The 25,033-nt window shown below is 73.2% G+C and carries 13 protein-coding genes; 3 read left to right on the top strand and 10 right to left on the bottom strand.

Annotation, left to right across the window (positions count from 1 at the left end; genetic code table 11):
* Positions 1-32: 32 nt before the first annotated feature.
* From ABD331_RS11365 to meaB, 3 genes are all read right to left on the bottom strand, one after another.
* Entirely contained in the window at positions 33-968 is a 936-nt protein-coding gene (locus ABD331_RS11365) for an acyltransferase domain-containing protein (protein ID WP_344473452.1), read from the bottom strand.
* Between the two features lie 4 nt (positions 969-972).
* On the bottom strand, positions 973-3,333 hold the full coding sequence (locus ABD331_RS11370) for a CehA/McbA family metallohydrolase (protein ID WP_344473454.1): 2,361 nt from the start codon (positions 3,331-3,333) through the stop codon (positions 973-975).
* A 157-nt stretch (positions 3,334-3,490) separates the two neighbouring features.
* A complete protein-coding gene (gene meaB / locus ABD331_RS11375; RefSeq protein WP_344473456.1) occupies positions 3,491-4,450 on the bottom strand; it encodes a methylmalonyl Co-A mutase-associated GTPase MeaB in 960 nt (319 codons plus the stop codon).
* 111 nt (positions 4,451-4,561) lie between these two features.
* Between meaB and ABD331_RS11380 the strand changes: the two genes are divergently transcribed.
* Positions 4,562-6,574, top strand: a complete 2,013-nt coding sequence (locus ABD331_RS11380; protein ID WP_344473458.1) for a serine/threonine protein kinase — start codon at positions 4,562-4,564, stop codon at positions 6,572-6,574.
* Between the two features lie 18 nt (positions 6,575-6,592).
* Here ABD331_RS11380 and scpA read toward each other — a convergent pair whose 3' ends face one another.
* The 5 genes from scpA to ABD331_RS11405 form a co-directional block, all read right to left on the bottom strand.
* Positions 6,593-8,758, bottom strand: a complete 2,166-nt coding sequence (scpA, locus tag ABD331_RS11385; RefSeq protein ID WP_344473460.1) for a methylmalonyl-CoA mutase — start codon at positions 8,756-8,758, stop codon at positions 6,593-6,595.
* Positions 8,755-10,503: a methylmalonyl-CoA mutase family protein gene (locus ABD331_RS11390; RefSeq protein ID WP_344473462.1), complete on the bottom strand. Its 1,749-nt coding sequence runs from the start codon at positions 10,501-10,503 to the stop codon at positions 8,755-8,757. Before ABD331_RS11390 ends, scpA begins: the two co-directional genes overlap by 4 nt.
* Before the next feature lie 105 nt (positions 10,504-10,608).
* Positions 10,609-12,249, bottom strand: a complete 1,641-nt coding sequence (locus ABD331_RS11395) for a peptidoglycan-binding protein (RefSeq protein ID WP_344473464.1) — start codon at positions 12,247-12,249, stop codon at positions 10,609-10,611.
* Between the two features lie 79 nt (positions 12,250-12,328).
* Positions 12,329-13,267: an S-methyl-5-thioribose-1-phosphate isomerase gene (mtnA, locus tag ABD331_RS11400; RefSeq protein ID WP_344473466.1), complete on the bottom strand. Its 939-nt coding sequence runs from the start codon at positions 13,265-13,267 to the stop codon at positions 12,329-12,331.
* A 31-nt stretch (positions 13,268-13,298) separates the two neighbouring features.
* Positions 13,299-15,164 (bottom strand): CASTOR/POLLUX-related putative ion channel, encoded by a 1,866-nt coding sequence (locus ABD331_RS11405; RefSeq protein ID WP_344473467.1) that lies wholly within the window; start codon positions 15,162-15,164, stop codon positions 13,299-13,301.
* A 266-nt stretch (positions 15,165-15,430) separates the two neighbouring features.
* Between ABD331_RS11405 and ABD331_RS11410 the strand changes: the two genes are divergently transcribed.
* Together ABD331_RS11410 and ABD331_RS11415 are read left to right on the top strand one after the other, a co-directional pair.
* The gene (locus ABD331_RS11410; protein ID WP_344473469.1) at positions 15,431-16,540 is read left to right on the top strand and encodes a DUF5925 domain-containing protein; all 1,110 of its coding nucleotides are present in this window, start codon (positions 15,431-15,433) and stop codon (positions 16,538-16,540) included.
* An 87-nt stretch (positions 16,541-16,627) separates the two neighbouring features.
* Positions 16,628-20,830: an NACHT domain-containing protein gene (locus ABD331_RS11415; protein WP_344473471.1), complete on the top strand. Its 4,203-nt coding sequence runs from the start codon at positions 16,628-16,630 to the stop codon at positions 20,828-20,830.
* 30 nt (positions 20,831-20,860) lie between these two features.
* On the opposite strand, the gene ABD331_RS11420 is transcribed toward ABD331_RS11415, so the two are convergent.
* The gene (locus ABD331_RS11420; RefSeq protein WP_344473473.1) at positions 20,861-23,635 is read right to left on the bottom strand and encodes a DUF6493 family protein; all 2,775 of its coding nucleotides are present in this window, start codon (positions 23,633-23,635) and stop codon (positions 20,861-20,863) included.
* Positions 23,632-24,963: an SWIM zinc finger family protein gene (locus tag ABD331_RS11425; protein WP_344473475.1), complete on the bottom strand. Its 1,332-nt coding sequence runs from the start codon at positions 24,961-24,963 to the stop codon at positions 23,632-23,634. Before ABD331_RS11425 ends, ABD331_RS11420 begins: the two co-directional genes overlap by 4 nt.
* Positions 24,964-25,033: the final 70 nt, after the last annotated feature.

A 25,033-nucleotide genomic window follows, 5' to 3' on the forward strand; every position in this document is an offset into this window, starting at 1 on the left:
CGGACGCCCATTTGGCCGGGCGGCCAGATTTTTCAGAAGGGCAGCCAGCCGACGCGGCCGTACCAGGTGCCGCCGGAGGCCAGGTGATCGGCGATCGCGCGCTCCAGCCGGGTGCGCCGGGGCAGGGCGCCCGGGTCGTGCTCGCCGTACACGAAGCCCAGCACGTCGCCGTCGTCGAAGCGCTCCAGCAGGCGGAAGCGCCGCTGGAAGGCCAGGATGTTGGAGTTCGCCGGCAGGTACGCGCGGAGCTGGTCGTCCAGCAGCCACGACCCGCACGTCATGACTCTGACCCGCTCGCCGGGGAAGTGCCGCGGGAAGAACTGCCTGGCCAGCGCGAACGACGCGTCGCAGGCCGCCGGCGACAGCGGCCCCAGGAAGTCCGGGACGTGCACCCCCAGCGACGGCGACCCCGGGCCCGCCGGCGTCCCTGACGCCCGGACGGCCTCGCCCACGCTCCCGCCCAGCGTGTCGCGGTTGAACTGGAGCCGCCCCAGCGCGTACAGGACGCCCCTGGCGTGCAGCATCAGCCAGTACGGCGCGTGCACCCCGCCGCGGCCGTACCGCTTGCGGTGCACGGCCATGGCGCGGCCCACGTCGGCGAGGGTCGCCCACGACACCTGCGGCGCGACGCCCAGCTCCCGGTGGTAGGCCAGGGTGTGCGGCAGCGCGCCGAGGAAGACGTGCACGTAGAAGTACGGCCCCAGCTCCGGCAGCGGCGGGAAGAACGGCGGGCCGTCCAGGCTGCCCATCGCCGACACCAGCGAGCGCACGCACCGCTCGGCCAGCCACCACTGCCCGCCGCCCGGCTCCGGCCGGGCGGCGAGGACCGCGCCGACGTCCTCGTGCGGCACCGTCAGGCGCAGCAACTCCGGCGTCGGGTCGGCGGGCAGGACGAGGTCGGGACCGTCGACGGACTCCAGGTGGGCGAGCCACTCGGGATGGGCGCTCAGCACGGCCTTGACGTCCATCGGCTCAGCCCAGCCGTCCGTGGTAGACGGCCCTGGCCTGCTGCAGCAGCGACATGTGGTCGCCGAACTGGTACGGGCTGGCCAGGCGGCCGTGCTGCCTGATGAGGTTCTCCAGGCCGTCCAGCCACTCCAGGCACCAGCGCACGTCCTCCTGCCTGGCGACCTGCCTGCCGTCCACGTCCACGTACACGGGGCTGGTCAGGGCGTAGCCGGTCGCGGTGAGCGTGCGCGGGTGCGGGTCGCACAAGACCTCGGCCACCACGTACGTGGGCGCGTCCACGCGCAGCTCGGCCGTCACCGTCAGGAGGTCCTCGCCCCGGCCGTGGCCGTCGGCGGGCAGCCGCTCGGCCCCCGCCCGCACGCCCTCGGCGGTGCGGATGCGCACGGCCGCCACCTCGGGGCCGATGGCGGTGGCCGTGACGCTGATGCGCTCCCCCGGCCGCGCGTGCAGCACGTGGCCGGGGCCGTGGCCGTTCACCGACAGCTCCAGCCACGGCCCTGTGGTGGCGAACGTGCGGCCCGCGCGCACGGCCGAGGCGAACGAGCGGGCGGTCAGCTCGCCCTCGACCTTGGCGTAGACGCGGGCCCAGCCGGGCGGGTTCGACTGGTTGTCGGAACGGGTGAAGGAGATCATCGCGTCGGTGCCCGCCGTCACCGCCAGCCGGTTGCCCGCGCCCAGCAGGCGGCGGTAGACCGACGCCGTGGCCGGGATCGAGGCGTGGGTGAGCACGTCCAGGCTGTCCACCAGGCCGAGCGCGGCGTCGGCGACCAGCTCGCGGGCGGCGCAGTTGCGCGGCACCGGCGAGACGATGCCCTTGGGCGGGTCGCCGTCGGCGATCGGCGTGCGGAAGGGGTGGCTGTAGCCGACGAGCGCGCCGAGGCCGCGCAGCTCGCGCAGCCCGTCGGCGTTGGGCGGCCAGTCGGCGTCGCCGTCGAAGCCGGTGTGGTAGCGGCCGGGGGCCGAGCGGGGCGCGAAGGCGTAGATGTGGCCGAGCAGGTCGTTGCGGTACTCGACGCCCATCCTGGCCAGGTGCGTGCCGTCCGACCAGGGCAGGTCGCGGCCCGTCCAGTGCTCCAGCGCCTCCCTGTCGTACACGCGGCGGCCCGAGACGTTGCCCGCCAGCAGGTTGAGCACGTGCAGGTCCTCGCCGTGCTGGGCGGCGGCCGCGTCGGCGGGCACGGCCACCAGGTCGCCCGCCCAGTTGAGGTGCACGTGCAGGTCGCCGCCGTACCAGCCGCGGGCGGCGGCGTCGTACAGGCGGGCCGGGGAAAGCTCGATCAGGTGCTCGGCGCCGGGGCGCGGCACCAGCCTGGTCCTGGCCTCGTCGTACTCCATGCCGCGCGCGGCCGTGACCGTCAGGTCCAGGCAGGGGACCTCCAGGCGCAGGTCGTCGCCGTGGAAGTACGGGCGGCCGTGGTAGTCGTAGCGGTGCGGGACGTCGGGCGGGAACCAGCCGCTGCCGTCGCCCGCCACCACGCTCCACCGGCACGGCATGCCGGCCACCAGGCGCAGGGTGGCCGACGGGATGGGGCGCAGCAGCGTGTCCAGGCGGACGCGGACGCCGTCGGCGATGACCAAGCTGTCCTCGTCCACCTCGACCAGCCAGGCGCCGTGCGGGGGGAGCAGGCGTTGCGTGTCGTCCACGCTGACCAGGCAGGGGGTGTCGCGGCTGGAGTCGATGAGCAGCGAGATGCGCTCCTCGCCGCGGCCGGGGAGCGGGGCGGCGGGCATGAGCTCCTCCCGCACGAACGGCGGATCGGGCGCGGGCTCTTGCCTGGGGAAGGGCGTGGCGCCCTCGGGGAGCGGTACGTGACCCTCGACGGGAAGCGGTACGTGACCTTCGCCGGGGAGCGGTGCGGCGCCCTCGCCGGGCAGGGGTGCGGCGGCGCCGCCGTGTTCGGCGGTGTGCGCGCCGCCCGGCAGCACGACGAACGGCGCGCCGCCGCTCCAGCGCCTGGGCCCGCCGCCGCCCCGGTGCGGCCCCTTCGCGGGCGGCTCGGAGGGCAGCAGCACCGTGCGCGGCGCCCCCTGCAGCGCGACGCCCTCCGGCTCGATCCGCACGGCGACGAGGTGACCGGGCAGCTCTCCGTCGAGGGTGTCGCGCAGCACGCGGTCGTAGTCGGGCTCGGCGAGCCTGGCGGCCATCTGGTCGCTCGGCTCGTCCGGGTGGTCCTCGGCCACCGCCTCCATGACGAGCTGCCAGAACCGGTCGAACAACGCGGGCGGCAGCACCCTGCGCCTGGCGAAGAACTTCACGTAGGGGATCTCCGGCTCCCCCCAGGTGATCCCGTGGTCGTCCAGGAGTTGCCCGTACTCCTCAAGCGCCTGTGTCACCCTGCCGGGCAGCATCGATTCCGCACCCATATGAGCCCTCCCCAGTCGGTTGCGCGACATCGTGACACGCATCACGTGAGCGCTCGGGCGGGCGGCGCTGCCGGGAGGGGGGATTCCTCACCCCCGGGGGGATGTATCTCCACCCGGGGAGTACCGATGCCGCTTACCGGAGGGGGTTCAACCTAGGTCAAAGCCTCTTGAACACCGACAAAACTTTTTCCGCCGCGAGGGCCGGCGTGAGCTCCCCCGCGAGCACCGCGCGCTCGACCTCATCGGTGATCGCGGCCACCTTCGGGTCGTCGCGCAACTCCGCCAGGAGCCGGTCCTGGACCAGCGTCCACGTCCAGCGCACCTGCTGGCGGCGGCGCCTGGCCGCCAGGTCGATCGACTCCTGGTGGGACAGCACCCGCCGCCACAGCTCGTCCAGCCCGTCGCCGCTGAGCCCGCTGCAGGTCAGCACGGGCGGCGGGGTCGAGTCGGAGCGCAGCAGCCGCAGCGCGCCCGCCAGCTCGCGGGCCGCCTTCCTGGCCGGCAGCTCGTACTCGCCGTCCGCCTTGTTGACGGCCACCACGTCGGCCAGCTCCAGCACCCCCTTCTTGATGCCCTGGAGCTGGTCGCCGGTGCGGGCCAGCGTGAGCAGCAGGAACGTGTCCACCATGTCGGCCACCGCCGTCTCCGACTGGCCCACGCCGACCGTCTCCACCAGCACCACGTCGAACCCCGCCGCCTCCACCACCACCATGGCCTCCCTGGTGGCCTTGGCGACGCCGCCGAGCGTGCCCGAGGTGGGCGAGGGGCGGACGAACGCGGCAGGATCGACGGCCAGCCGCGCCATGCGGGTCTTGTCGCCGAGGATGCTGCCGCCCGTCCTGGTCGAGGAGGGGTCCACGGCCAGCACCGCCACCCGATGCCCGGCCGCCGTCAGGAGCGTGCCCAGCGCGTCGATGAACGTGGACTTCCCCACCCCCGGCACGCCCGAGATGCCGACCCTGCGGGCCCGTCCGGACAGCGGGGTGAGCTCGACCAGGAGCCGCTGCGCGAGCGCGTGGTGGTCGGGCCTGGTCGACTCGACCAGCGTGATCGCGCGGGCGATCCAGGTACGGGAGCCCGCCCGCACACCACGGGCGTAGTCCTCCAGCGAGTGCACCCCACAAACCCCTTTCTTCGCAGTTGATCAGCCTAACTTCTGACAAGTCTTGACTTTTGCCAGTAGGGTGCTCGATGTTCTGTCTCAGCCGTCACAGGAGTCACTCCCCTCATGCCCAACGTCGAACCCCTCCGCGAGGGCGACCCGGCAGCGGTGGGACCCTACCGGCTGGTCGGGCGGCTCGGCGCGGGCGGCCACGGTGTCGTCTACCTCGGCCAGGCACGCAACGGAACCCCCGTCGCCGTCAAGGTGCTGCGCGAGGGGCTCGCCGTGGGCGAACGCCTGGTCAAGGACATCGCCGCCGCGCGCAACGTCGAGCCGTTCTGCCTCGCGCAGGTGCTCGACGCCTCGACCAGCGGCAGGCCGTACATCGTGTCCGAGTACGTGGACGGGCCCTCGCTCCAGCAGGCGGGCCGGCGCGGCGGGGCGGAGCTGCAACGGCTCGCCGTGGCGACCGCCACCGCGCTCGACGCGATCCACCAGGCCGGCGTCGTCCACGGCGACTTCACGCCCGCCAACGTCCTGCTCGGCGCCGACGGGGCCCGGGTCGTGGACTTCGGCATCGCGGCGGCGCTCGGCTCGGGCATGAAGGCGACCAGCAACATCGTCGGGACGCCCGCGTACATGGCGCCCGAGCAGCTCGCGGGGCAGCCCGTGGGGGCGGCGGCGGACGTGTTCTCCTGGGCGTCCGTGCTGGTGTTCGCGGCGACCGGCGTGCCGCCGTTCGGGGACGACTCGCTGCCCGCGGTGATCAACCGCATCCTGCGCGAGGAGCCGGTGCTCGGCGATCTGGGACGGCCCCTGCGCGAGGTCGTCGCGGTGTGCCTGGCCAAGGATCCGGGGGCTCGGCCGTCGATGCGTGATGTGCTGCTGCGGCTGGCGGCGCCGTCCCGCCAGACCTCGGCGCCGTCCCGGCAGACCTCGGCGCCGTACGCGGCCCCGGTGCCCGAGCCCGGTGCGGCGGCCCGGTCCGCCGACGCGAACGACGCCTGGCAGGACACCGTCGACCATCCGCCCGTCCGGCCCCCGGCTCCCGTCGAGCCGTTGCGCAGGCGCGGGCCCCTCCAGGCGCCCGAGCACCCTCGCGAGCCCGGGCTCGGGCACGGCTTCGCTGCTCACCATGGGGCGGGTCCCGCGCAGGAGGGCCCCGGCCCGGCGACCTCGCCGTTGCAGGCGCTGTTCGACCTCTCCTCACCCGTCGAGCAGCCCGCCGCCCCGCACGACCGGCCGGGCCCGCCCGCAGCGCAGGCCCCCGGCGCGTACGACCCGCCTGTCGCGCCCCCTGCGCAGCCGACCGGCGCGTATGACATGCCTGGCGCGCCGGCGGGGCAGGCCTCTGGCGCGCCAGCGGGGCAGGGCTCTGGCGCGTACGACCGGCCGGGCGCGCCCACGGCGCAGACCCTCGGCGCGTACGACTCCACGGCGCAGGCCTCCGAGCCGTTCGGCGCGCCACCCGCGTTCGACGATCCGGCGACGGCGCGGTACCCCTCCGCGGGCGAGCCACCTCCCCCTCCCGGCGACGAGCCCCGGCCGCGCAAGGGCCGCACGCTGAAGAAGGTGGCGATCGCGGGCGTGTCAGGCGTGTGCGTGTGCGCCCTGGCCGGCGCCATCGTCTGGCTCACCCCCACCACCCCCACTCCCAAGACCAAGAACGTCGCCGTCACCACCGGCGCCCCCACGACGTCCGCCGCCACGTCCGCCCCCACGCCCCGGCGCACCCGTACGACGAGGCCGACCCCGCAGACGGAGGGCACCCCCAGCACCGTCCCGAGCGACGGCGAGGGCGTCTCCGGCACGCCGTCGGCGGACCGGCTCAGAGTGATGTACGTCCGCCCGGGCGGCACCCTGAACGGCGAGTGCTGGGCGGGCGGCGAGGTGACGCTCCAGGCGCTGGTACGCCGCACGGGCGCCCCCGTGACGTTCACCTACGCCTGGATCGTCGACGGCGCCACCGCGGGCCGCGCGACGGCCACGATCACCGAGGACGGCCAGCGGTACCTCACCGCGCCCCGGACCCTGACGAGCACCGGCGGCACGCACACCGTCACCCTGCGCATCACCGCCCCCGTAACCGCCAAGCGGACGATCTCGGTCACGATGTGCGACGAGGCGACGGCCTACTGACGGCGGCGGGAGAGGCGCTCATCGGCGGTTCTTGAGCTGTTCCAGCAGGTCGAGGGCGGCGTCCGCGATCACCGTGCCCGGCGGGAAGATCGCGGCGGCGCCCGCGGCGCGCAGCTCGTCGTGATCGCCGGGCGGGATCACCCCGCCCACCACGATCATGATGTCGGCGGCGTCCAGCCCGGCCAGCGCCTCCCGCAGCGCGGGCACCAGCGTGAGGTGCCCGGCGGCCAGCGACGAGACGCCGACGATGTGCACGTCGGCCTCGACCGCCTGCCTGGCGACCTCCTCCGGCGTCTGGAACAGCGGGCCGACGTCCACGTCGAACCCCAGGTCGGCGAACGCGGTGGCGATCACCTTCTGGCCGCGGTCGTGCCCGTCCTGCCCCATCTTGGCGACCAGGATGCGCGGCCGGCGCCCCTCGTCCCGCTCGAAGCCCGCGCAGGCCGCGCGGACCCGCTCGATGTCGCCGGCCTGCCCGGACTCGTCGCGGTACACGCCAGTGATGGTACGCACCTGCTCGGCGTGCCGGCCGAACACCCGCTCCAGCGCGTCGGAGATCTCGCCGACGGTGGCCTTGGCGCGGGCGGCGTCCACGGCCAGCTTGAGCAGGTTGTGCTCCAGGCCGGGCGCGGGGTGGCCGGCGGCCTTGGTGAGCGCGTCGAGGGCGTGCCTGACGGCCTCGGGGTCGCGTTCGGCGCGCAGGCGGGCGAGCTTGTCGAGCTGCTGGGCGCGTACGGCGCTGTTGTCGACCTTGAGCACCTCGATGTCCTCGTCGGCGTTCGCGCGGTACTTGTTGACGCCGATGACCGGCTGGCGGCCGGAGTCGATGCGGGCCTGGGTGCGGGCGGCGGCCTCCTCGATGCGCAGCTTGGGCAGCCCCGCCTCGATCGCCTTGGCCATGCCGCCGGCGGCCTCGACCTCCTCGATGTGCGTCCAGGCGCGCTCGGCCAGGTCGTGGGTGAGCCGCTCGACGTAGTAGGAGCCGCCCCACGGGTCGATGACCTGGGTGGTGCCCGACTCCTGCTGGAGGAGGAGCTGGGTGTTGCGGGCGATGCGCGCGGAGAAGTCGGTGGGCAGGGCGAGGGCCTCGTCCAGGGCGTTGGTGTGCAGCGACTGGGTGTGGCCCTGGGTGGCGGCCATGGCCTCGACGCAGGTGCGGGCGACGTTGTTGTAGACGTCCTGGGCGGTGAGGGACCAGCCGGACGTCTGGCTGTGCGTGCGCAGGCTCAGCGACTTCGGGTTCTTCGCGCCGAACGCCGAGACGAGCTTGGCCCACAGCAGCCGGGCGGCGCGGAGCTTGGCGACCTCCATGAAGAAGTTCATGCCGATGCACCAGAAGAACGACAGGCGCGGCGCGAACCGATCGACGTCCATGCCGGCCGCGACGCCCGCCCGCAGGTACTCGACGCCGTCGGCGAGCGTGTAGGCCAGCTCCAGGTCGCAGGTCGCGCCGGCCTCCTGGATGTGGTAGCCGGAGATGCTGATGGAGTTGAACTTCGGCATCTTCTCGCTGGTGTAGGCGAAGATGTCAGAGATGATCCGCATCGAGGGGGCCGGCGGGTAGATGTAGGTGTTGCGGACCATGAACTCCTTGAGGATGTCGTTCTGGATGGTCCCGGAAAGCTGCTCAGGCGCGACGCCCTGCTCCTCGGCGGCCACGATGTAGAGGGCGAGGATGGGCAGGACCGCGCCGTTCATGGTCATCGACACCGACATGCGGTCCAGCGGGATGCCGTCGAAGAGCTGCCGCATGTCGTAGATCGAGTCGATCGCCACCCCTGCCATGCCCACGTCGCCGGCCACCCGCGGATGGTCGGAGTCGTAGCCGCGGTGCGTGGCCAGGTCGAACGCCACCGACAGGCCCTTCTGCCCGGCGGCCAGGTTGCGGCGGTAGAACGCGTTGGAGTCCTCGGCCGTGGAGAAGCCCGCGTACTGGCGGATCGTCCAGGGCTGGTTGACGTACATGGTGGGGTACGGGCCGCGCAGGTAGGGCGCGGCGCCGGGGTAGGTGCGCAGGAAGTCGAGGCCGTCCAGGTCGGCGGCCGTGTAGAGGGGCTTGACCGCGATGCCTTCCGGCGTCTCCCACGGCTCGCCCGCCGGTTCGGGGCCCTGCTGCTGCGAACGCTCCGGCCCCGTCTGATCCGGCGGGGGGTCGAGCGGGATGCCGGAGAAGTCCGGGATCATCGGGTCACCTCCAGGTCGTCGAACGTCTCGCTGAGCACGGCCAGCACGTCGCAACCGGCGTGCAGGTCGGCGTCCACGCCTTCGTAGCGTCCCTTACCCGCCAGCCACACCTTTCTCGCGCCCGCCCTGTGCAGGGCGGCGGCCACGGCGGTGGCGTGCTCGTCGTACAGCTTGTCGGTGGAGCACAGGCAGGCCACGGCGGCGCCGCTGACGGCGAACGCGGTCGCGATCTGCTCGGGGTCCGTGCCGGGGCCGGCCGTCTCGGTGGCCAGGCCGCCCGCCTGGAACAGGTTGGCGGCGAACGCGGCTCTGGCGGTGTGGGCGGACAGGGGGCCGATCGTGGCGAGGAACACCTTGGGGCGGTCGGGCCGGGCGTCGGCCAGGGCGCGCAGGCGTTCGAACGGCTCTGCGTACCGCACGGAGGGCAGCGCGCCCGCCTGCGCCGGGTCCGAACCGGGCGGGGCGGGGCGGCTGCGCAGGGGCTTCTCGCCGACGTCGGGGTACTCGCTGACCCCGGTGATCGGCAGGCGGCGGTGGGCGATGTCGTCGGCGCGGCGGTCCCGCGTGGCGGCGATCCGCCCGGACACCAGGTCGCCGGCCGCCTCGATTCCGCCGGCCGCCTCGATCTCCTGGAAGAACGCCCAGGCGGCCTGCGCGAGGTCGGCGGCGCGGCGCTCCACGTACCAGGAGCCGCCCGCCGGGTCGATCACCCGCCCCAGCCCCGACTCCTCCAGCAGCAGCGACTGCGTGTTGCGGGCGATGCGGCGCGAGAAGGCGTCCGGCAGGCCGAGGCAGGCGTCGAACGGCTGCACGGTGACCGCCTCCGCCCCGCCCACCCCGGCGGCGAAGCAGGCGACGGTGGTGCGGAGCATGTTCACGTACGGGTCGCGGGAGGTCATCATGGCGGAGCTGGTGACGGCGTGCTGCCGCTGGCCGCCCGCCCCGGGGGCGCCGCACGCCTCGGCGACCCTGGCCCACAGGCGGCGCGCGGCCCGCAGCTTGGCGATGGTGGCGAACTGGTCGGCGATGGCGGCGTACCGGAATTCGAGCTGCCCGAGCGCCTGCTCCACCGACAGCCCGCCGCCGGTGAGGGCGCGCAGCTCGGCGACGCCCAGGGCGATCGAGCAGGCCAGCTCCTCGGCGTCGCTGCCGCCCGCGTCGTGGTACGGCGTAGCGTCCACGGTGACGGCGCGCAGCCCGGGATGCCCGGCGGCGCAGCGCGTGGCCAGCTCGACGCCGCCGGTCCCGAGCACGGCGGAGGCCCCGAGGTTGCCGCTCAGCCCGTTCGTGTCGCCGGCGAGGGCGAACAGGGCCTCGGCGGCCTCCGGGGTGCGCTCCCCGGCCTGCAGCACGATGGGCGCCAGGTCGAGGTAGACGTCCTTGAGCACCGCGCCCAGCTCGCCCACCGGGATCGCGCCGTCGCCGACCACCAGCCAGAGCGAGGTGACGCCGTTCTCCAGATCGGCCAGCACGGCCTCGGGGTCGGGCACGGCGTGCCGCTGCCGCACGTCCCACCCGGCGACGGCGCGAGCACCGCGCACGTACGGGGCGGCGCCGGGCGAGCCGGGATCGCCCGGCAGGTCGTCCGCGTCGTAGAGCGGCGCGACGGTCACCCCGTCGTACGTCCGCCGCGACAGCACCTCCTCCGGCGCCCCGCCCTCGGCCCCGGACTTGCGCAGCACCTCCGCCGCCAGCGCGCGCCAGTCGTCTCGTGAGATGGACGCGAACCCCGCTGCCAGTTCCATGGTTCGGATAGTAGGCGGAACGGCGGCGCACCAGTAACCCCGGGGCCGCCTGACATGATCGCGACGGGATCGCGCCGTGACCCGCCCGCCATCCCGGGCGGCACGTCAGGTGAGGGGCGCCTCCCAGGACAGCCGCCACGTGACCGGCCCCACGATCCCGTCGGCGGGCACGTTCTGCTCCCGCTGGAACCGCAGGCACACCTCGCGCGACTCGGCCCCGTAGGCGCCGTCCACGTCGAGCGTGTAGCCGCGTTTCTTCATCTGCCCCTGCCACGCCCGCACGTCCGGGCCCCGCATGACCGGCGGGTACTTCAGCAGCCGTCCGGGGAACGGCGGCGCGGTGGGCGGTTTGGGGGTGCCGTTGTCGCCGCCGGGGCGGGGCGCGCCGCGTTTGACCCAGGCGTAGAGGGGCTCGCCCGGGCAGTCGGTGGAGTAGCCGTCGCGGTGCCCCTTGATCTCCCTGCCCGCGCGGCCGTAGTCCTGCACGTACTGGACGGCGTCGAGGATGCCGTGCAGGATCCCGTCGGGCGGCTCGACGAGGCCGCTGTTGCCGACCAGCCCGAGCACCGCGTAGTGGCCGGCGTTGAGCCCTGAGCCGTTGGCGGCGGGCAGGTGGTGGAGGCCGCGGCCTTCGAACACCGTCCGGTGCGGGCAGCAGACGTAGGAGTTGCCCGTGAAGTAGACGGTCCCGGCGCGGCGCGCCAGCCAGCTCTGGTTCTCGGTGCGGGGGCACCAGATCTCGCCGTGGTACAGCTCGCGCGTGATGCTGAGGCGCCGCTGCCGGTGCGGGGCGAAGGACCGCTGCCGCCCGATGCGCACCTGCCACCCGCCGCCCGGCGCTCTCTCCCGCAGGGACGCCGGCGCGCCCGTCAGCAGCACGGCGAACATGAACGCCTCGGCGGCGGCCCGGTCTTCCAGCGTCAGGTGGTTCCTCGTGCCGAACGAAGCCTCCATGAACAACGCGAGCTGCGCCCTGGTGAGGGAGAGCAGAAAGTCGTGGCCGGGCACGCCGCCAGGCGCCACCTCGCTCAGCCGCCGCCAAGCCTCCGCCGGCAGGTGGAATCCGTCCGGGGTCTCCCGCCAGCCGGGCCCGACGGCCGGCGTGAGCGCCGCACGCATCCTGGCCACACCGATGGGGTCCTTCCGCCCGCCGGCGGCGAACCAGGCGACGACCTCCACGACGGCGTCGGACCACTTCGCCTCACCGGGCAGGTCCGCGCACGGCGCGGCCAGCGCGATCCGGTCGGCGTGCCCCATCGTCTCCGTGGTCACCCACGATCGCTCGGGGTCCGCGCCCGCGCGCCGCCGCTCGACGGGCCAGCGGTGCTGAGGGGTGGTCAGCGAGGAGTGTCCCGCGCCTTCCATCCGCACCATCTTCCGTGGACGGGCGGGGAAGACGCACACCTCCAGCACGGGCTGCCACCGCGACAGGCCGGTCCCGTGGTCGAGGGTGAGCACCATGTCCCCGGCGCGCAGGCGGGTGTAGGACGTCCAGCCCTGCCGCGTCAGGATCTCGGTCTCCTCGTCCGCGCAGTAGCCGATGTCGATCCAGCCGTTGCCGTCCATGTGGTAGCCCTGGATGGAGCGGACCATGGCGACGCATTGGTCGTGGTCCGTCACGATGCCGGGCGAGACCAGACCGCCCGTGTAGTGGACTTTGACTCCCTTGGTGGAGTCGAGCTGTGTGTAGTCGCCGCGCGGCGGGCGTGCCAGCCAGTCGCGCCGCATGACCAGGTCGATGGCCACGGTGCTCTCCGGGGGTCGAGAACATGATGACCGAGCGTAACCCGATCGATGCGGCGCGGTCCTCGTGATCCGCCATTTGCTACGGCCTGATCACCCGTTGTTCCGTCACGATGGCGCTGATCAGATCGTGCGGGGTGACGTCGAACGCCGGGTTCAGCGCCCGTGTCCCCTCCGGGGCGACCCGCACCCCCCTGACGTTGACGATCTCCTCGTCGCCGCGGTCCTCGATCTCGATGTGGTCGCCGGACGGGGTGCCGGGGTCGATGGTGGACTCGGGCGCGACGACCACGAACGGCACCCCGGCCCGCTCCGCGCCGAGGGCGAGCGCGTACGAGCCGATCTTGTTGGCGGTGTCGCCGTTGGCGGCGATGCGGTCGGCGCCGATGAGCACCGCGTCCACCTCGCCCCTGGCCAGCAGGTACGGCCCGGCGGAGTCGGCGATGAGCCGGTGCGGCGCGCCCATCCTGCCCAGCTCCCACGTCGTGAGCCTGGCGCCCTGCAGCAGGGGCCGGGTCTCCAGGGCGAGCACCTCGGCCAGGCGCCCGCGCTCGTGCAGGGTCTGGACGACGCCGAGCGCGGTGCCGCGTTCGACGGCGGCCAGGCCGCCGGTGTTGCACACGGTCATGATCCGCAGGCGGTCGCCTTCGAGCAGGTCGGCGCCGCGTTCGCCCATGGCGCGGCAGGCGGCGACGTCGTCGTCGCGGACCTTCAGCGCGGCGGCGAGCACCGACTCGCGGCCTTCGGCCAGGCGGGCGGCGGCCCGGTCGACGCCCCAGGCGAGGTTGACGGCGGTGGGACGGGCGGCGCGCAGCGCGGCGATCTGCCCGGTGTCGCCGTCGGCCAGCACGACGCCGAGCGCTCCCGCCACCCCGAGGGCCGGAGCGCCGCGCACGGCCAGCCGCTGGATGGCCTCCACCAGCTCGGCGACGGTGTGGATGCGCAGCATGACCAGCTTGTCGGGGAGCAGGGTCTGGTCGACGAGCTCGACGGCGTCGTCGACCCAGTCAATGGTCCTCACACGCAAACGCTAACTTAATCCGGCGTAGGGGTCAGCGTTCCGCGAGGACGATGACCGAGTCCCGGCGGCCCAGCACGATCGGCTCGGACTTGTCGGGGTTGAGCACGATGCCGTAGTGGGGCGGGTCGTTGCGGGCGGTGGCGTTGCGGTAGCCGATCGCGGTCTCGCCCCTGCGCCGCGCCGACTCCACGACGGTGGCGAACGACACGCGGGTGCCGGTCTTGACGTAGTCGCCGGCGGGGCGGGGGTAGATCTCCGAGCCGGTCGAGTCGAAGAGGTAGGCGAAGACGTCGGCGAGGTGCCGGTTCTCGGCGAGCTGGGCCAGGAGCAGGCCGATGACGGTGTCGCTGATCACGATGTCGTCGGCCTCGGTGACCTCGGCCAGGGCGCGGTTGTTCTCGTCGTGCATCTCGCTGACGATCGAGTAGTGCTCGCCGAGTGTGCTCTGCATGTCGCGTAGCTGCAGCAGCGTCATGAGGGTGCGGGTGTCGGCGTGGTGGGGGTCGAAGCGGTCGTCGGAGAGCACGATGACGTGCTGGAAGAGGCCGACGCCGAGCGACTCCAGGGCGAACCTGTCGGTGGTGTCGCAGTCCTTGACGTTCACGGTGAGGTTGCGCAGGCCCGCGAGTTCCGTGCCGGCCTTGGGGTGGTCGGCGGCGACCTCCAGGACGGAGCCTGGGGCCACGTAGCCGTCGAGGTAGCGGATGATCTGCTCGGCGCGGCCGTTCCAGTTGAGCAGGAGGGTGCGCTCGGGCTCGGTGGGCGCCGTGCCGGTGGTGACGATGGCCGACTCGTCGATGGCGGGCTTGCCGGCGGCGAGCCGTACGTGGGAGTCGTCGTGGGCGATGACGATGACCTCGTCGTCGGCGTTGACGACGGTGTCGGCGGGCGGGTTCAGCACGACGCCGGAGGGGCGGCGCAGGCCGATGGCGGAGGCAGTCTGGTAGGCGTGCAGCGCCTCGCCGTAGGTGACGCCGACGAGCTTCTTCGGGGTGCGCAGGTAGATCTCGCCGCCGTCGAAGTTGAGCAGGTCCATGCAGACGACGGACATGCCGGACTGGCGGGAGGACTGCACGATGAGCCGGGAGGCGGTGTCGTCGGAGTCGACGAGGTGCACGTCGGGGCCGCCTGCCAGGCGGGCGGCGGCGGCGTTGCGGCTGGAGGTGAGGCCGGCCACCACCGGCGGGTGCGCGCCGCGCCGCTTGGCGAGCGCGAGCAGGATCTTGATCACGTGGGCGTCGGGGTCCTCCTTCTCGGGTGAGAGGACGACGACGGAGCGGGCCGCGGCGAGGTTCATCAGCGCGAGGTCGCGCGGCTCGGTGGGGCGGCCGGTGCGGCAGACGACGCGGGTCCTGCCGAGGTCGCCGACGTGCTCGCGGATGGCCTCCTCCATCTCGAGCTTGTCACGTTCCGCCAGTACGGCGATCACGGAGCCCTTCTGGCTGGCGTGCGCCTTGACCAGCTCGGCGACGATCGTGAACACCTGGTCGGACCAGCCGAGGACGACCGTGTGCCCGGCCTCCACGATCCGCGAGCGGCCTCTGCGCAGCCGGTCCACCTTCTGCTTGAGGCCGTTGGAGAGCAGGCCGACGAGCATGCTGACGATGAACAGGCCGCCGAGCGAGCAGGCGAACATCACCGTCATGTACGCCAGCGAGCCCTTGTCGCTGGCGACCTTGCCGGGGGTCAGGGCGTGCATGAGGGCGATCCAGAGCACCTCGCCCGCGTGCCCCACGCCTTCGGGCTCGCCGGGGGCCAGCCACATGGTGAGCGTCGCCACGACCACGATCAGCCCGACCGACACCACGGCGAGCCAGCCGATCAACGACGCCGTGCCCCTGGACATGGTGTTGTCGAACCAGTACCGCGCCCGCTCGCGGAACGTGATCTTCGACACTTCCCCGATACCTCCAAGTAAGGAGTGATTTGACCCGAAGACACGGTACCGGGCGATCTTGGCTTCCGCATGGAGACGAGCAACCCTCCCGGACCGCCAAAACCCCCGACACGCCCCGATAAACCCGAAACATACCGACGTCATTAACGCTCCGGCGCCGGCCCCGGACGACACACCCCCGCAGCCGGTACGCTGAGGACGGAACCCAGCGGATCCCCAGCCAAAATGCTTCGACATCCGGCCCAGAGACGGAGATCATTAACGGTATGTCTGTGATCAGGGAGGTGCCGTTCCCCAGCCCCGAGTCCTCTGAGCTCCCGATGAACATCTGGATCGACGACGCCGACTCGGCCATCGACGTCATCGACGCGCTGGCACTGTCGCCGTTCGCGACGGGCGCGCAGCCGTGGTCGCGCCTGGCCAACTTGGAGCGCGTCCGCCCGGAGGCCACGCTGACCCCCGCCGGGGGGCAGGTGCTGCGCACCGCGCGGGTCGAGGACGGCTCGGAGTCGCGGCTGATCAGCGGCGACGGCTGGACCCTGCGGGTCATCCGGCACCGCAACCGCACCGCGACGGTGAGCGTCACGGCGGTCAACGAGGACCTGGCCAAGACCGTGCTGGCGGAGAGCATCGAGGGCGCTGAGGAGCCCGTGCCCGAGGCCGACCACGTCGAGATGGGCTTCTGGTGGCGGGGCATGCACGGCGGCACCCGCTCGGAGAAGCCGATCACGGCGCAGCCGTGGGACGAGATCAGCTCCAACTACTCGGCCAAGGTCCGCCCGGCGCTCGACCGGCTCATGTCGATCACCCCGGCCGACGTCAACGGCCGCCTCATCCTGCTGCACGGCCAGCCGGGCACCGGCAAGACCACCCTGCTGCGCTCGCTGGCCAAGCAGTGGCGCGACTGGTGCCAGGTCGACTGCGTGCTCGACCCGGAGCGGCTGTTCAACGAGCCGGGCTACCTGATGGAGGTGGCGGTCGGCTACGACACCGACGAGGACGCCCAGCGCTGGCGCCTGCTCGTGCTGGAGGACTGCGACGAGCTGATCAGCTCGGGCGCCAAGGCCCAGGCGGGGCAGGGGCTGTCGCGCCTGCTCAACCTGACCGACGGCCTGCTCGGGCAGGGCCGCGACGTCCTCGTCGCGATCACCACGAACGAGGACCTGACCCGTCTGCACCCCGCCGTCGTCCGGCCCGGCCGCTGCCTGGCGCAGGTCGAGGTGGGGCCGCTGAGCAAGGAGGAGGCGGTCGCCTGGCTGGGCTCCTCGCAGGGGGTCGGGCCGTCGGGGGCGACGCTGGCGCAGCTCTACGCGCTGCGGTCCGGGCGTGAGATCACGCCCGTGCCCGGCGACGAGTCCACGGGCCTGTACCTCTGACAGACGGTCGAGTGTGGTCCCCGGTATCAAACCAGGCCGGGGACACCTCGTTACGGTTGGGTGACCGTGCGCGAGGAGGCCGTGGACATGCGCCGAAGCCGCTTGACCTTGCTGGCCCTGCTGACCGTGCTGGGGATCGTCGCGTTCTCGGTGGCGACCAACCAGCTCCTCACCGACGCTCAGGCGTCGTGGTCCATTCTCACCGGGCTCTTCGCGGCCCTGGCAGCGGCGTGGGCCTCGGAGCTGGTGTGGACCCAGTCGAGACACCCCGGGCTGTCCATGGAGCGCCTCGACGAGGTGGCGGGCAAGTTCGCCACCCAGGTCAGGAACCGGTGGCAGCGGGAAGCCTCCGCCGCCGACCTGTCGGACGCCGGTCGCCTGCCGCTGCGCTGGGCGGTCTCCGCCGAGGCCGAGGCAGGCGATGTCACGGAGCTGGCCGACACCTTCCGCTCCTCCTCGACGAGGCGGCTGCTGATCCTCGGCGCGCCGGGATCGGGCAAGACGGCTCTGGCGCTGCTGGTGCTCCTGGAATTGCTGGACAAGCGGCGCGACGACGATCCGGTGCCCGTGATGTTCGGCATCTCGACCTGGGACCCGTCGACCCAGCCGTTCCACGACTGGCTCGTGGGGCGCATGCTCGCCGAATATCCCTCCCTGGCCGCCATGCCGTCCGGCGTCGAACTCGCCCGCGCGCTGGTGGCGCGCCGACGCGTCCTGCCCCTCCTGGACGGTCTCGACGAGTTGCCTGCCCGCCAGCGACTGCTGGTGATGGACGCGCTCGCCAGCACGCTGCCCGAGGGTGACCCCCTGATCATCACGAGCCGAGACGCGGGCTTCCCCCCACTCGGTGCGGATCGCAGGACCGATCTCATGCTCAGCGGCCTGACCATCGCGCTCCTGCCACTGGATCTCACCACGGTCCTGTCCGCCTTGCGCGCCGACCTGCCGCAGCCTCCTGCCGCCGGATGGGCGTCCCTGCTGGACAGGCTCGGCGACGGCTCCGCCGACGTGGTGGTGCACGCGCTGAGCAGGCCGTGGGCCCTGGCCGTGATGCGCAGGGTCTACCCGCCCCATGACGATCCCACCGCCCTCCTGGACGCCGCGCGTTTCCCCGACGCCGGAGCCATCGAGCGGCACCTGCTCGACCGGTTGATCAACACGCAACCCGCCCCCAGGCCGGGCAAGCGCTGGTTCAGCCCGAAGGACACCCGCCGCTATCTGGCTTTCCTGGCCGAGCACATGACCGGCGACCTGGCCTGGTGGCAGTTACCAGGAGCCGTCTCGGCCCTGCTGCACTACGGGCTGGGCAGCTACTTCGGCATCGGTCTCATGCTGTTCGTGGCGGTGAATGTCGACCCGCGGCTCCTGCTCAGCGGCTGGATGCCATCGCTGCTGCTCACCGCGGCAGGAGGCCTACTCGGTGGTCTGGCAGCCGTGGCCGGACGTCACCGGTGCCTCGGGCTGGTCCCGCGCCACCACGTTCGCGGATCTCCCGCCGGCCCACGCACAACGCTGCGCGAGGCGCTGGCGAGTGCCGTCGCCCAGATCGTGGTGGGCGGCGTCGCGGCCGGACTCCTGTTCGCCTTCACCCTGTCCGACAACGAATGGGCGGCCTCACCCTTGCTCCAAGGGGCTCTCTTCGTGGCCTGCCTGGCGGGGGTGAGCCTCGGAATGAGCACTCCCGGCTTCACCTATCTCCTGGCCGTGGCCTTACTCGCCTACCGGCGCCGGATCCCGTTCAGGCTGATGACGTTCCTGGAACACTCCGCCGGGATCGGCCTGCTGCGGCAGGTCGGTCCCGTCCACCGGTTCCGCTACCCGCACCTGCGCGACGTCCTGGTCAGCCGGCACCCCGCCGAGACGGCACCGGGGCCGCCCGGCGAGGTGGCCCCCGGTCCGGCGAGCGGGCAGCCCACGCTCGTCCCGCCTCCACCCTCGATCCCGCCGATCCCGCCGATCCCGCCGACGAGTAAGATCGACGCGGTCGCCCAGCGGAAGATCTGCGACGCGGCGATGGTGCAGCCCGATGTGCTGCACATCATCGACGACTCCAGCGAGAACCGCTCGCACGAGGCCGTGAGGCTGCTGCTCCTGCGGCTGCTCGCGCAGAAGTTCGATGTGGTCGAACGGGTGGCCACGGCCCAGCGCGACCGCTACGTCAAGGCACACAAGCGCCTGGTCGACGCCGCGCACCTGCCGTGGTGGACGCGTCCCGGCCTGCTCTATCTGTGGGCCGCCTGGCTCTCGGGGGCGACCACGGTGTGGGCGGCCGGCATGTGGCGGTCGCCGGACGCCTTCAAGGCGACACTGATCACCGCCCTGTCCGTGTGCGTGGTCCTGCTCCTGATCCGCAGGTGGGTTCGAGCCGAGATCTGGTACCGCACAGTGGTCGTGCCGCTGACGCCGCTGTTCGGGGTGGGGCTCGCCGTCTCCTTCTTCTTCCGGGTGCCGGTCCATCCGGCCGCGGGACCGCCTCCGCTGCTGTGGGGGTCGGGCGCGGTCTGGCTCGTCACGACCCTGCTCTGGCTGTCCAGTGCGCCATCCATGCACGACCGTGCCGTCTTGTCGAACCCCGACCCGGCGGCGTGGCTGCAACTGCCCTCCGGGCTGGCCTGGTATCGGGCCGCGGCGGAGCAGGCGTACCAGAGCTGGATCGGCGCCATGGTCAGAGAGGGCCTCATGCCGCTCCTGCACGACGTGGTGGACGACGAGCGGGACGCCATGACCACGGTCCTGCCCCCGCTGGACTCGGGCAGGCTCGGCGGGCTGAGCAAGGTCGAGGAGTTCGTCCCCACCGCGGAGAGCCGCTATCTCCAGCAGCTCATCACACGGCTGACGAGCGCGAGCATCGGCGTGAGCGGCTCCAGGGGCGTGGGCAAGACGACCGTGCTCCAGCATCTGTGCGCCCGCGATCAGCCGGACGGGACGGCGAACCTCTGTCTGACGGTCCACGCACCCACGGCCTACGACGCCAAGGAGTTCGTCACCCACCTGTTCATCGAGGTCTGCGAGGAGGTCGTCGGCGAGGCGGGCGCGCAGACCGCCCAGCGGCGATGGATGGCCCGCCTGGTCAGACGGCTGCCCGCCATCGTCACCCTCGCCGGGCTCGTGCTGCTGGCCGGCGGCCTGGGCTGGGGCTGGCTCGGGCCGGTGATGACCGGCATGACCGAGCGGCCCGCGCTGCTCGTCGCCGCACTGGGAGGGCTCATGGCGGCCTGGGGGCTGCTCGCCACCTGGCAGTCCAACCGGCGCAGGCCCCGGGTGACAGGGGCCACCGCCTCGCAGGAGGCCGCCCGCGAGCACCTGCGGTCGCTGCGTTACCTGCAGGCGGTGACTCGCACCCGTACGGGTGAGGTGGCCGTGCCCGGATGGAGCAAGCTGGGCGGGCAGTGGGCCGTTCAGCGCACCGAGCAGTCCCGCGGCTACCCGCAACTGGTCGCGGAGCTGCGGGAGCTCCTCGGACAGATCGCGCTCGACCGGCAGGACCGCAAGGGCAAGATCATCATCGGCATCGACGAGCTGGACAAGATCGGCAAGGCCGAGGACGCCGAACGGTTGCTCAACGATCTGAAAGTGATCTTCGGTGTGCCCGGGTGCTTCTTCCTCGTCGCGCTGTCGGAGGACGCGCTCAGCGCGTTCGAACGCCGGAGCCTGGCCTTCAGGAACACTTTCGACAGCGCCTTCGACCGAATAGTCCGCATACCGCCACTGCGGAGCGCCGAATCGCGCAACCTGCTGAAGGGACGCGGGGTCCTGCTGCCGCTCCCGTATGTCTGGCTCTGCCACGCGCTCACCGGCGGCCTGCCGCGCGACCTGCTGCGCACCGCACTCGACCTGTCCACCACAGCCTCGGAGGAGGACGAGCGCGAGCTGCCCCTGCTGGCGGACAGAATGATCCGTCAGGATCTCGGCGCGATCACCGGAGCCTACCTCCGCGACGCGGCCAAGCTGACCGACCAGCACGCCCCCGCCGTCACCGAGTGGCTGGCCAAATGCGCGACGATCACCCCGCTCACCGCCGCGGAGTTCGACAGGCACGCGGCCGACGTGCCGCCCGCAGTGGAGAACCAGCCGCTGGTCGTGCAGGCCCGCGCGTACTTGCACATCCTCGCCGCGTTGACCACGATCTTCATCGAGTGCCCGCAGACCTCGCTGACAGCTCTGCTCGCGGAGGCGCAGCCGGGCAGCACCATCGACCTCATCGCCGAGACCCGCCTGTTGCTGACCACGGATCCCCGCCTGGCCCGGCACAGGATCCACGGCATCAGGACGCAGGCCCCGTTCCTCTGAACGGGGCCCAGCCGCGATCAGGTCAGGCCTTCAGGTCAGGTACGTGTGCAGCCTGCGCGCCTCCCTGACGAAGTTGTTCGACGCCCGCCGCTGCGCCAGCTCAGCCACGCACGGCAGCGCCCCGCGCGCCCCGGCCCACCGCGCCGCCCGCAACGCGAACGTGAGCCCCTGCGTGTGCCGGGTGTGCGGCCGCTCCCCCGGCCCCGGCAGGAACACGGCCAGGAACCCCGTCATGACCCGCCACACCTCACGGTGCGCGCCGAGCGCCGCCGCGCTCTCCAGCGTCTCGAACACCGGGCCCGGCTTCAGGTCCGACCTGCGCACCAGCAGCGCGAGCTGCCGCCCCACCTCCTCGGCGGGCAGCTCCCCCCGCGCGGCCAGCTCCACCAGCGGCCTGGCCCGCTCCTCCGGGTCGGCGCACCGGGACCTGTCGGCCACGAAATACGCCTGCACGAGCGCGGCCGCCTCGCCCATCGGCCCGTCCGCCAGCGCCAGCGCCTTCGCCTGCGCGTGCTCGGTGCGGGCGCGCTGCCAGCGCTCGGTCAGGTGCGGGACGAGATGCGCCGCGACGGCCTCCCTGTCGGACGGCATCAGGTACGGCCACCAGCGCAGGTAACCGTCGTGCTCCTTCAGCCGGTGCGCCACGGGGCCGCCGCTGAGCGATGTGGTGAGGTGGGCCGTCAGCTCGTGGAGCACCGCGCCCGTGCCCGCCTGCTCCCGGTCCTCACCATAGGAGCGCCTGTCGCCGCATCCGGGGGTTCCGGCGGGCGGGTAGTACCACCAGGTGATCTCCGCGACCGGCTCGGGGCGGTCGCCTCCCATCCAGCGCGCCGCCTCCTGGCCCGCCCGCGAGGTCAGCCGCCCGGCCCGCGCCGCCACCTCGGGCGCGGTCAGGCGCGGCAGCCGCAGCAGCGCCTGCCTCAGGTCGGCCGGCAGCGCCTCGACGCCCGCGCGCTCGTAGCCCGCCAGCCGCTCCACCAGCACACCGGCGTCGAGGTGGCCGGTCGTCGAGGTGGGCTCGGCCAGCAGGTACGGGGGCAGCGTCCCGCCCTCGATCGCGTCGCACACCTCGGCCCAGCGGCGCAGCAGGAACAGGTGCGGGCCGGGCACGTCACCGGCCTCGGGCAACCGCCCGGAAGCACGCCCCTCCCCCGGATGCGCCATCACCAGGCGGGCGATCTCCCGCGCCCAGTGCCAGACCGCCTGCCACGCCCCGTCCGGCGGGGTCACGCCGGGCCACAGCTCCGCCAGCCGGGCCGCCAGCCCGCCGCGATCGCTCCCGTACAGCCGCACGACCCCGGCCAGCCACAGCTCGGCGGCCTCCCACCGGCCCCCGTCCGGCAGCCCTTCGACGTCCCTCGCCACCACGACGGGCCCGGGGAACGCGGCGGCGGGCACCGGCGCGGGCAGCGGCACCGGCACGAACCCCTCGAAATCCCGCGAGTCCTCGGCGGCCTCCCCGCCGAACACCGACGCCAGCGTCTCGCGCAGCTCCTGCGGCAGCACCGTGGCCGCCTCCCGCACGGCCCGTGCCCCCTCCTCGCCGAACCGCTTGGCGTGCTTGACGGCCAGCCGCACCGCCCGCCCCTGCACGTCGGCGGACTCGCAGGCGAACGCGTACCCGAGGGCGGGAGCCAGCGAGCCCAGCTCGGTGCCGGGGTCGCGGGCGATCTCGTCCAGCCAGGTCAGCCCGGCGGTCAGCAGCTTGCGCTCACCTCTCGCCAGCAGCGCGGGCACCGCCTCCCGCACGTCGCCTGGGTCGAGGTCGTCCAGCCGCCGCAGGTGCCTGAGCGCCGGCTCGGCCACCGCGCCGGGCGCGACGGGCAGCAGCCGCAGGTAGTCGCGGCGGCGTTTGCTCACCTCGTCGTACGTGGGATCGAGCAGCTCGTGCAGGCGTACGAAGAAGCGCAGGTCGGCGGCCTGCCCGCCTCGCAGGAAGCGCCGCAGGCAGCCGTCGAGCAGCACGTCGCGCCCGATCCTGCCGTCGGCCTGCAGCTTCCTCAGCGCGGCCAGCCAGCTCCGCGCCGCGGGCGGGTCGGCGCGCTCGTCGCGCAGCAGGGCGCCGGCGCCTTCCGCCTCGAACAGGCGGGGCAGGAGGTGGTCGAGCAGCGGGTCGTCGCGCAGCTCCGCCGCGATGGGGGCGGCGGTGACCCAGGCCACGACCAGCGGGTCGTGCTCGGGCGGGGTGGCGCCGCTGCGGCGCAGCATGGCCAGCACCAGCCCGGCCATCGGGTCCCGTGCGCCGCGACGGCGAGGGGTGGTGCGCAGCTTGAGCGTGGCGCGGACGGCGAAGTCGGCCTGCCAGGCGGCCGGGCGGGCCGACAGGACACGTTCGAGTACGGCGATGGTGCGCTGGTCCCAGGTCCAGCGGTCCTGGAGGTCGCGGCGGCTCAGCCAGGCGGCCACGGCCGCCGCGCCGCCGATCGCCGCCGCGCCCGCCACCCGCAGCGGCGCGGCCCAGCTCTCGCCGGGGCCCATGGCGCCGGTCCTGAACCAGTGGGCGTCCCACTGCCAGCGCTCGTCCTCCTCCACGCGCTGGCCTTCGCGTTCCTGCGCCCGCACGTAGGCGCGCCAGGCGGCCTCGTTCTCGCGTGCGCGCCTGGCTTCGCGCTCGTGCCACCTGGCGGTGGCGCGTTCCTCCGCCACGAGGAGGTGGGCGGGCAGGGCGGCGGCCACCTCGCGGCGGGCGCGCTCGTCCAGGGCCAGGACGTGGTCCGCCACCAGATCCAGGTCGCCGGTGTCGAGCACGCGCAGCACCGCCTCCCACACCGCCCCACCACCCACCGCCCCACCGGGCGCGGTCACGGGGTGACCTCCACCGCCAAGCGGGCGGCGATCCTGGCCGACAGCACGTGCTTGCACGGCCCCCGAGACCCCCGATGATCGAACCACCACGCGCACGTGCAGGCCCCTTCACCGATCCGGACCCGCCGCACCCCGCCCTCGGTGGTGACCTCGGCCTGGTCGTCGGCGAGCAACCGGACGGCCCCGGCGTCGACGAGGGCGCGGGCCGAGGTGAGGCGCGGGTTGAGCTCGGCCACCTGGTCCTGGTCGTAGGGCAGCTCGCGATGGAAGTGCCCGGCCTCGTGCAGGTCGTAGCCGACCCGGCCGGAGGTGCCGAGCTGGGTGAGCGCGGCGCGTACCCGCGAGACGGGCAGGCCGGAGCGGTCGGCGAGGAGGCCGAGCTCGACGGTGGGTTCGAAGTTGAGCAGCATGCCGATGACGTCGGCGTCGGCGGCGGCCTCGTCGGTGGCGAGGTCGTCGAGGACCTGGCCCTCGCCGGAGAAGCCGCGCGACGGCTGCGGCGAGACGGCGAGCGTGTAGCGCATGCCCGGCAGCTCCAGCTCCCACGCGCTGGCGGTGGACGAGCCGTCGGCGGGCCCGTAGACGCGCAGCGCCTTGGCGAACCTGAGCAGCGGCAGCAGCGTGGCGACCCGCGCGGTGCCGGACAGGCAGACGCCGCCGCGCGCCGCGCCGGAGGACAGGCGCAGGTCGCGGCCGGCGGGGACGGCCCAGACGGTGGAGCGGGCGCCCTTGGGCAGGGACCGCAGGAACCGTACGGCCTGCGGCCCCGCCAGCTCGGCCCGCAGGTCCCATCCGGCGGCCATGACCTGCACCTCGGCGAAGCCGCGCAGCCAGCGGGACGGCAGCGGCACCTTCTTCTCCACGACGGCGCCGTCGAGGGTGGTGACGGTCAGCTCGTCGGCGCCGACGCCGACGTGCAGCGGGTCCTTGCCGCCGACCCTGGCCAGGGCTTCGCGGAGCGGGCCGTTGACGTCGACGTTGGTGGTGCCGCGGTCGAGCACCTCGCCGTCGAGCGCGGTCACGTCGAGCCGGGCGTAGACGCCGCCGCAGGCGGAGAACGACTCGAAGCGCAGCCGTTCGCCGTCGCACGTCACGACCGGGTCGCGGGTCCAGCCGGGGCGGGGCTGGTGGTAGCGGGTGAGCGCCACGTCGGCCACGGCCAGCAGCCCGGCGGCGGCCGGCGCGGCCTGGGTGAGCAGCCCGCTGAAGAACTTGGGGTGGGCCTGGGGGCCGGATAACGCCGTGCCACCGGAGGTCGAGAGGCCGAGCTTGCCGTCGGCCAGCACGGAGGGCCCCGGGTAGGTGTATGCCTGTACCGCTGATGTCATGTCCCGAACCTTAGAGTTGATCACCGACACAATCGGGGCCGGTACGTAAACCATCCGATGTGCGACATGG

This window comes from Nonomuraea monospora, assembly GCF_039531895.1.
GTDB classification, from domain to species: Bacteria; Actinomycetota; Actinomycetes; order Streptosporangiales; family Streptosporangiaceae; genus Nonomuraea; species Nonomuraea monospora.

Bases quoted from the DNA above. Each gene is read 5' to 3' on its own strand.
- ABD331_RS11415 (WP_344473471.1), top strand. From the start codon at position 16,628: ATGCGCCGAAGCCGCTTGACCTTGCTGGCCCTGCTGACCGTGCTGGGG.
- ABD331_RS11410 (WP_344473469.1), top strand. From the start codon at position 15,431: ATGTCTGTGATCAGGGAGGTGCCGTTCCCCAGCCCCGAGTCCTCTGAG.
- ABD331_RS11365 (WP_344473452.1), bottom strand. From the start codon at position 968: ATGGACGTCAAGGCCGTGCTGAGCGCCCATCCCGAGTGGCTCGCCCAC.
- ABD331_RS11390 (WP_344473462.1), bottom strand. From the start codon at position 10,503: ATGGAACTGGCAGCGGGGTTCGCGTCCATCTCACGAGACGACTGGCGC.
- ABD331_RS11380 (WP_344473458.1), top strand. From the start codon at position 4,562: ATGCCCAACGTCGAACCCCTCCGCGAGGGCGACCCGGCAGCGGTGGGA.
- scpA (WP_344473460.1), bottom strand. From the start codon at position 8,758: ATGATCCCGGACTTCTCCGGCATCCCGCTCGACCCCCCGCCGGATCAG.
- ABD331_RS11425 (WP_344473475.1), bottom strand. From the start codon at position 24,963: ATGACATCAGCGGTACAGGCATACACCTACCCGGGGCCCTCCGTGCTG.
- ABD331_RS11370 (WP_344473454.1), bottom strand. From the start codon at position 3,333: ATGGGTGCGGAATCGATGCTGCCCGGCAGGGTGACACAGGCGCTTGAG.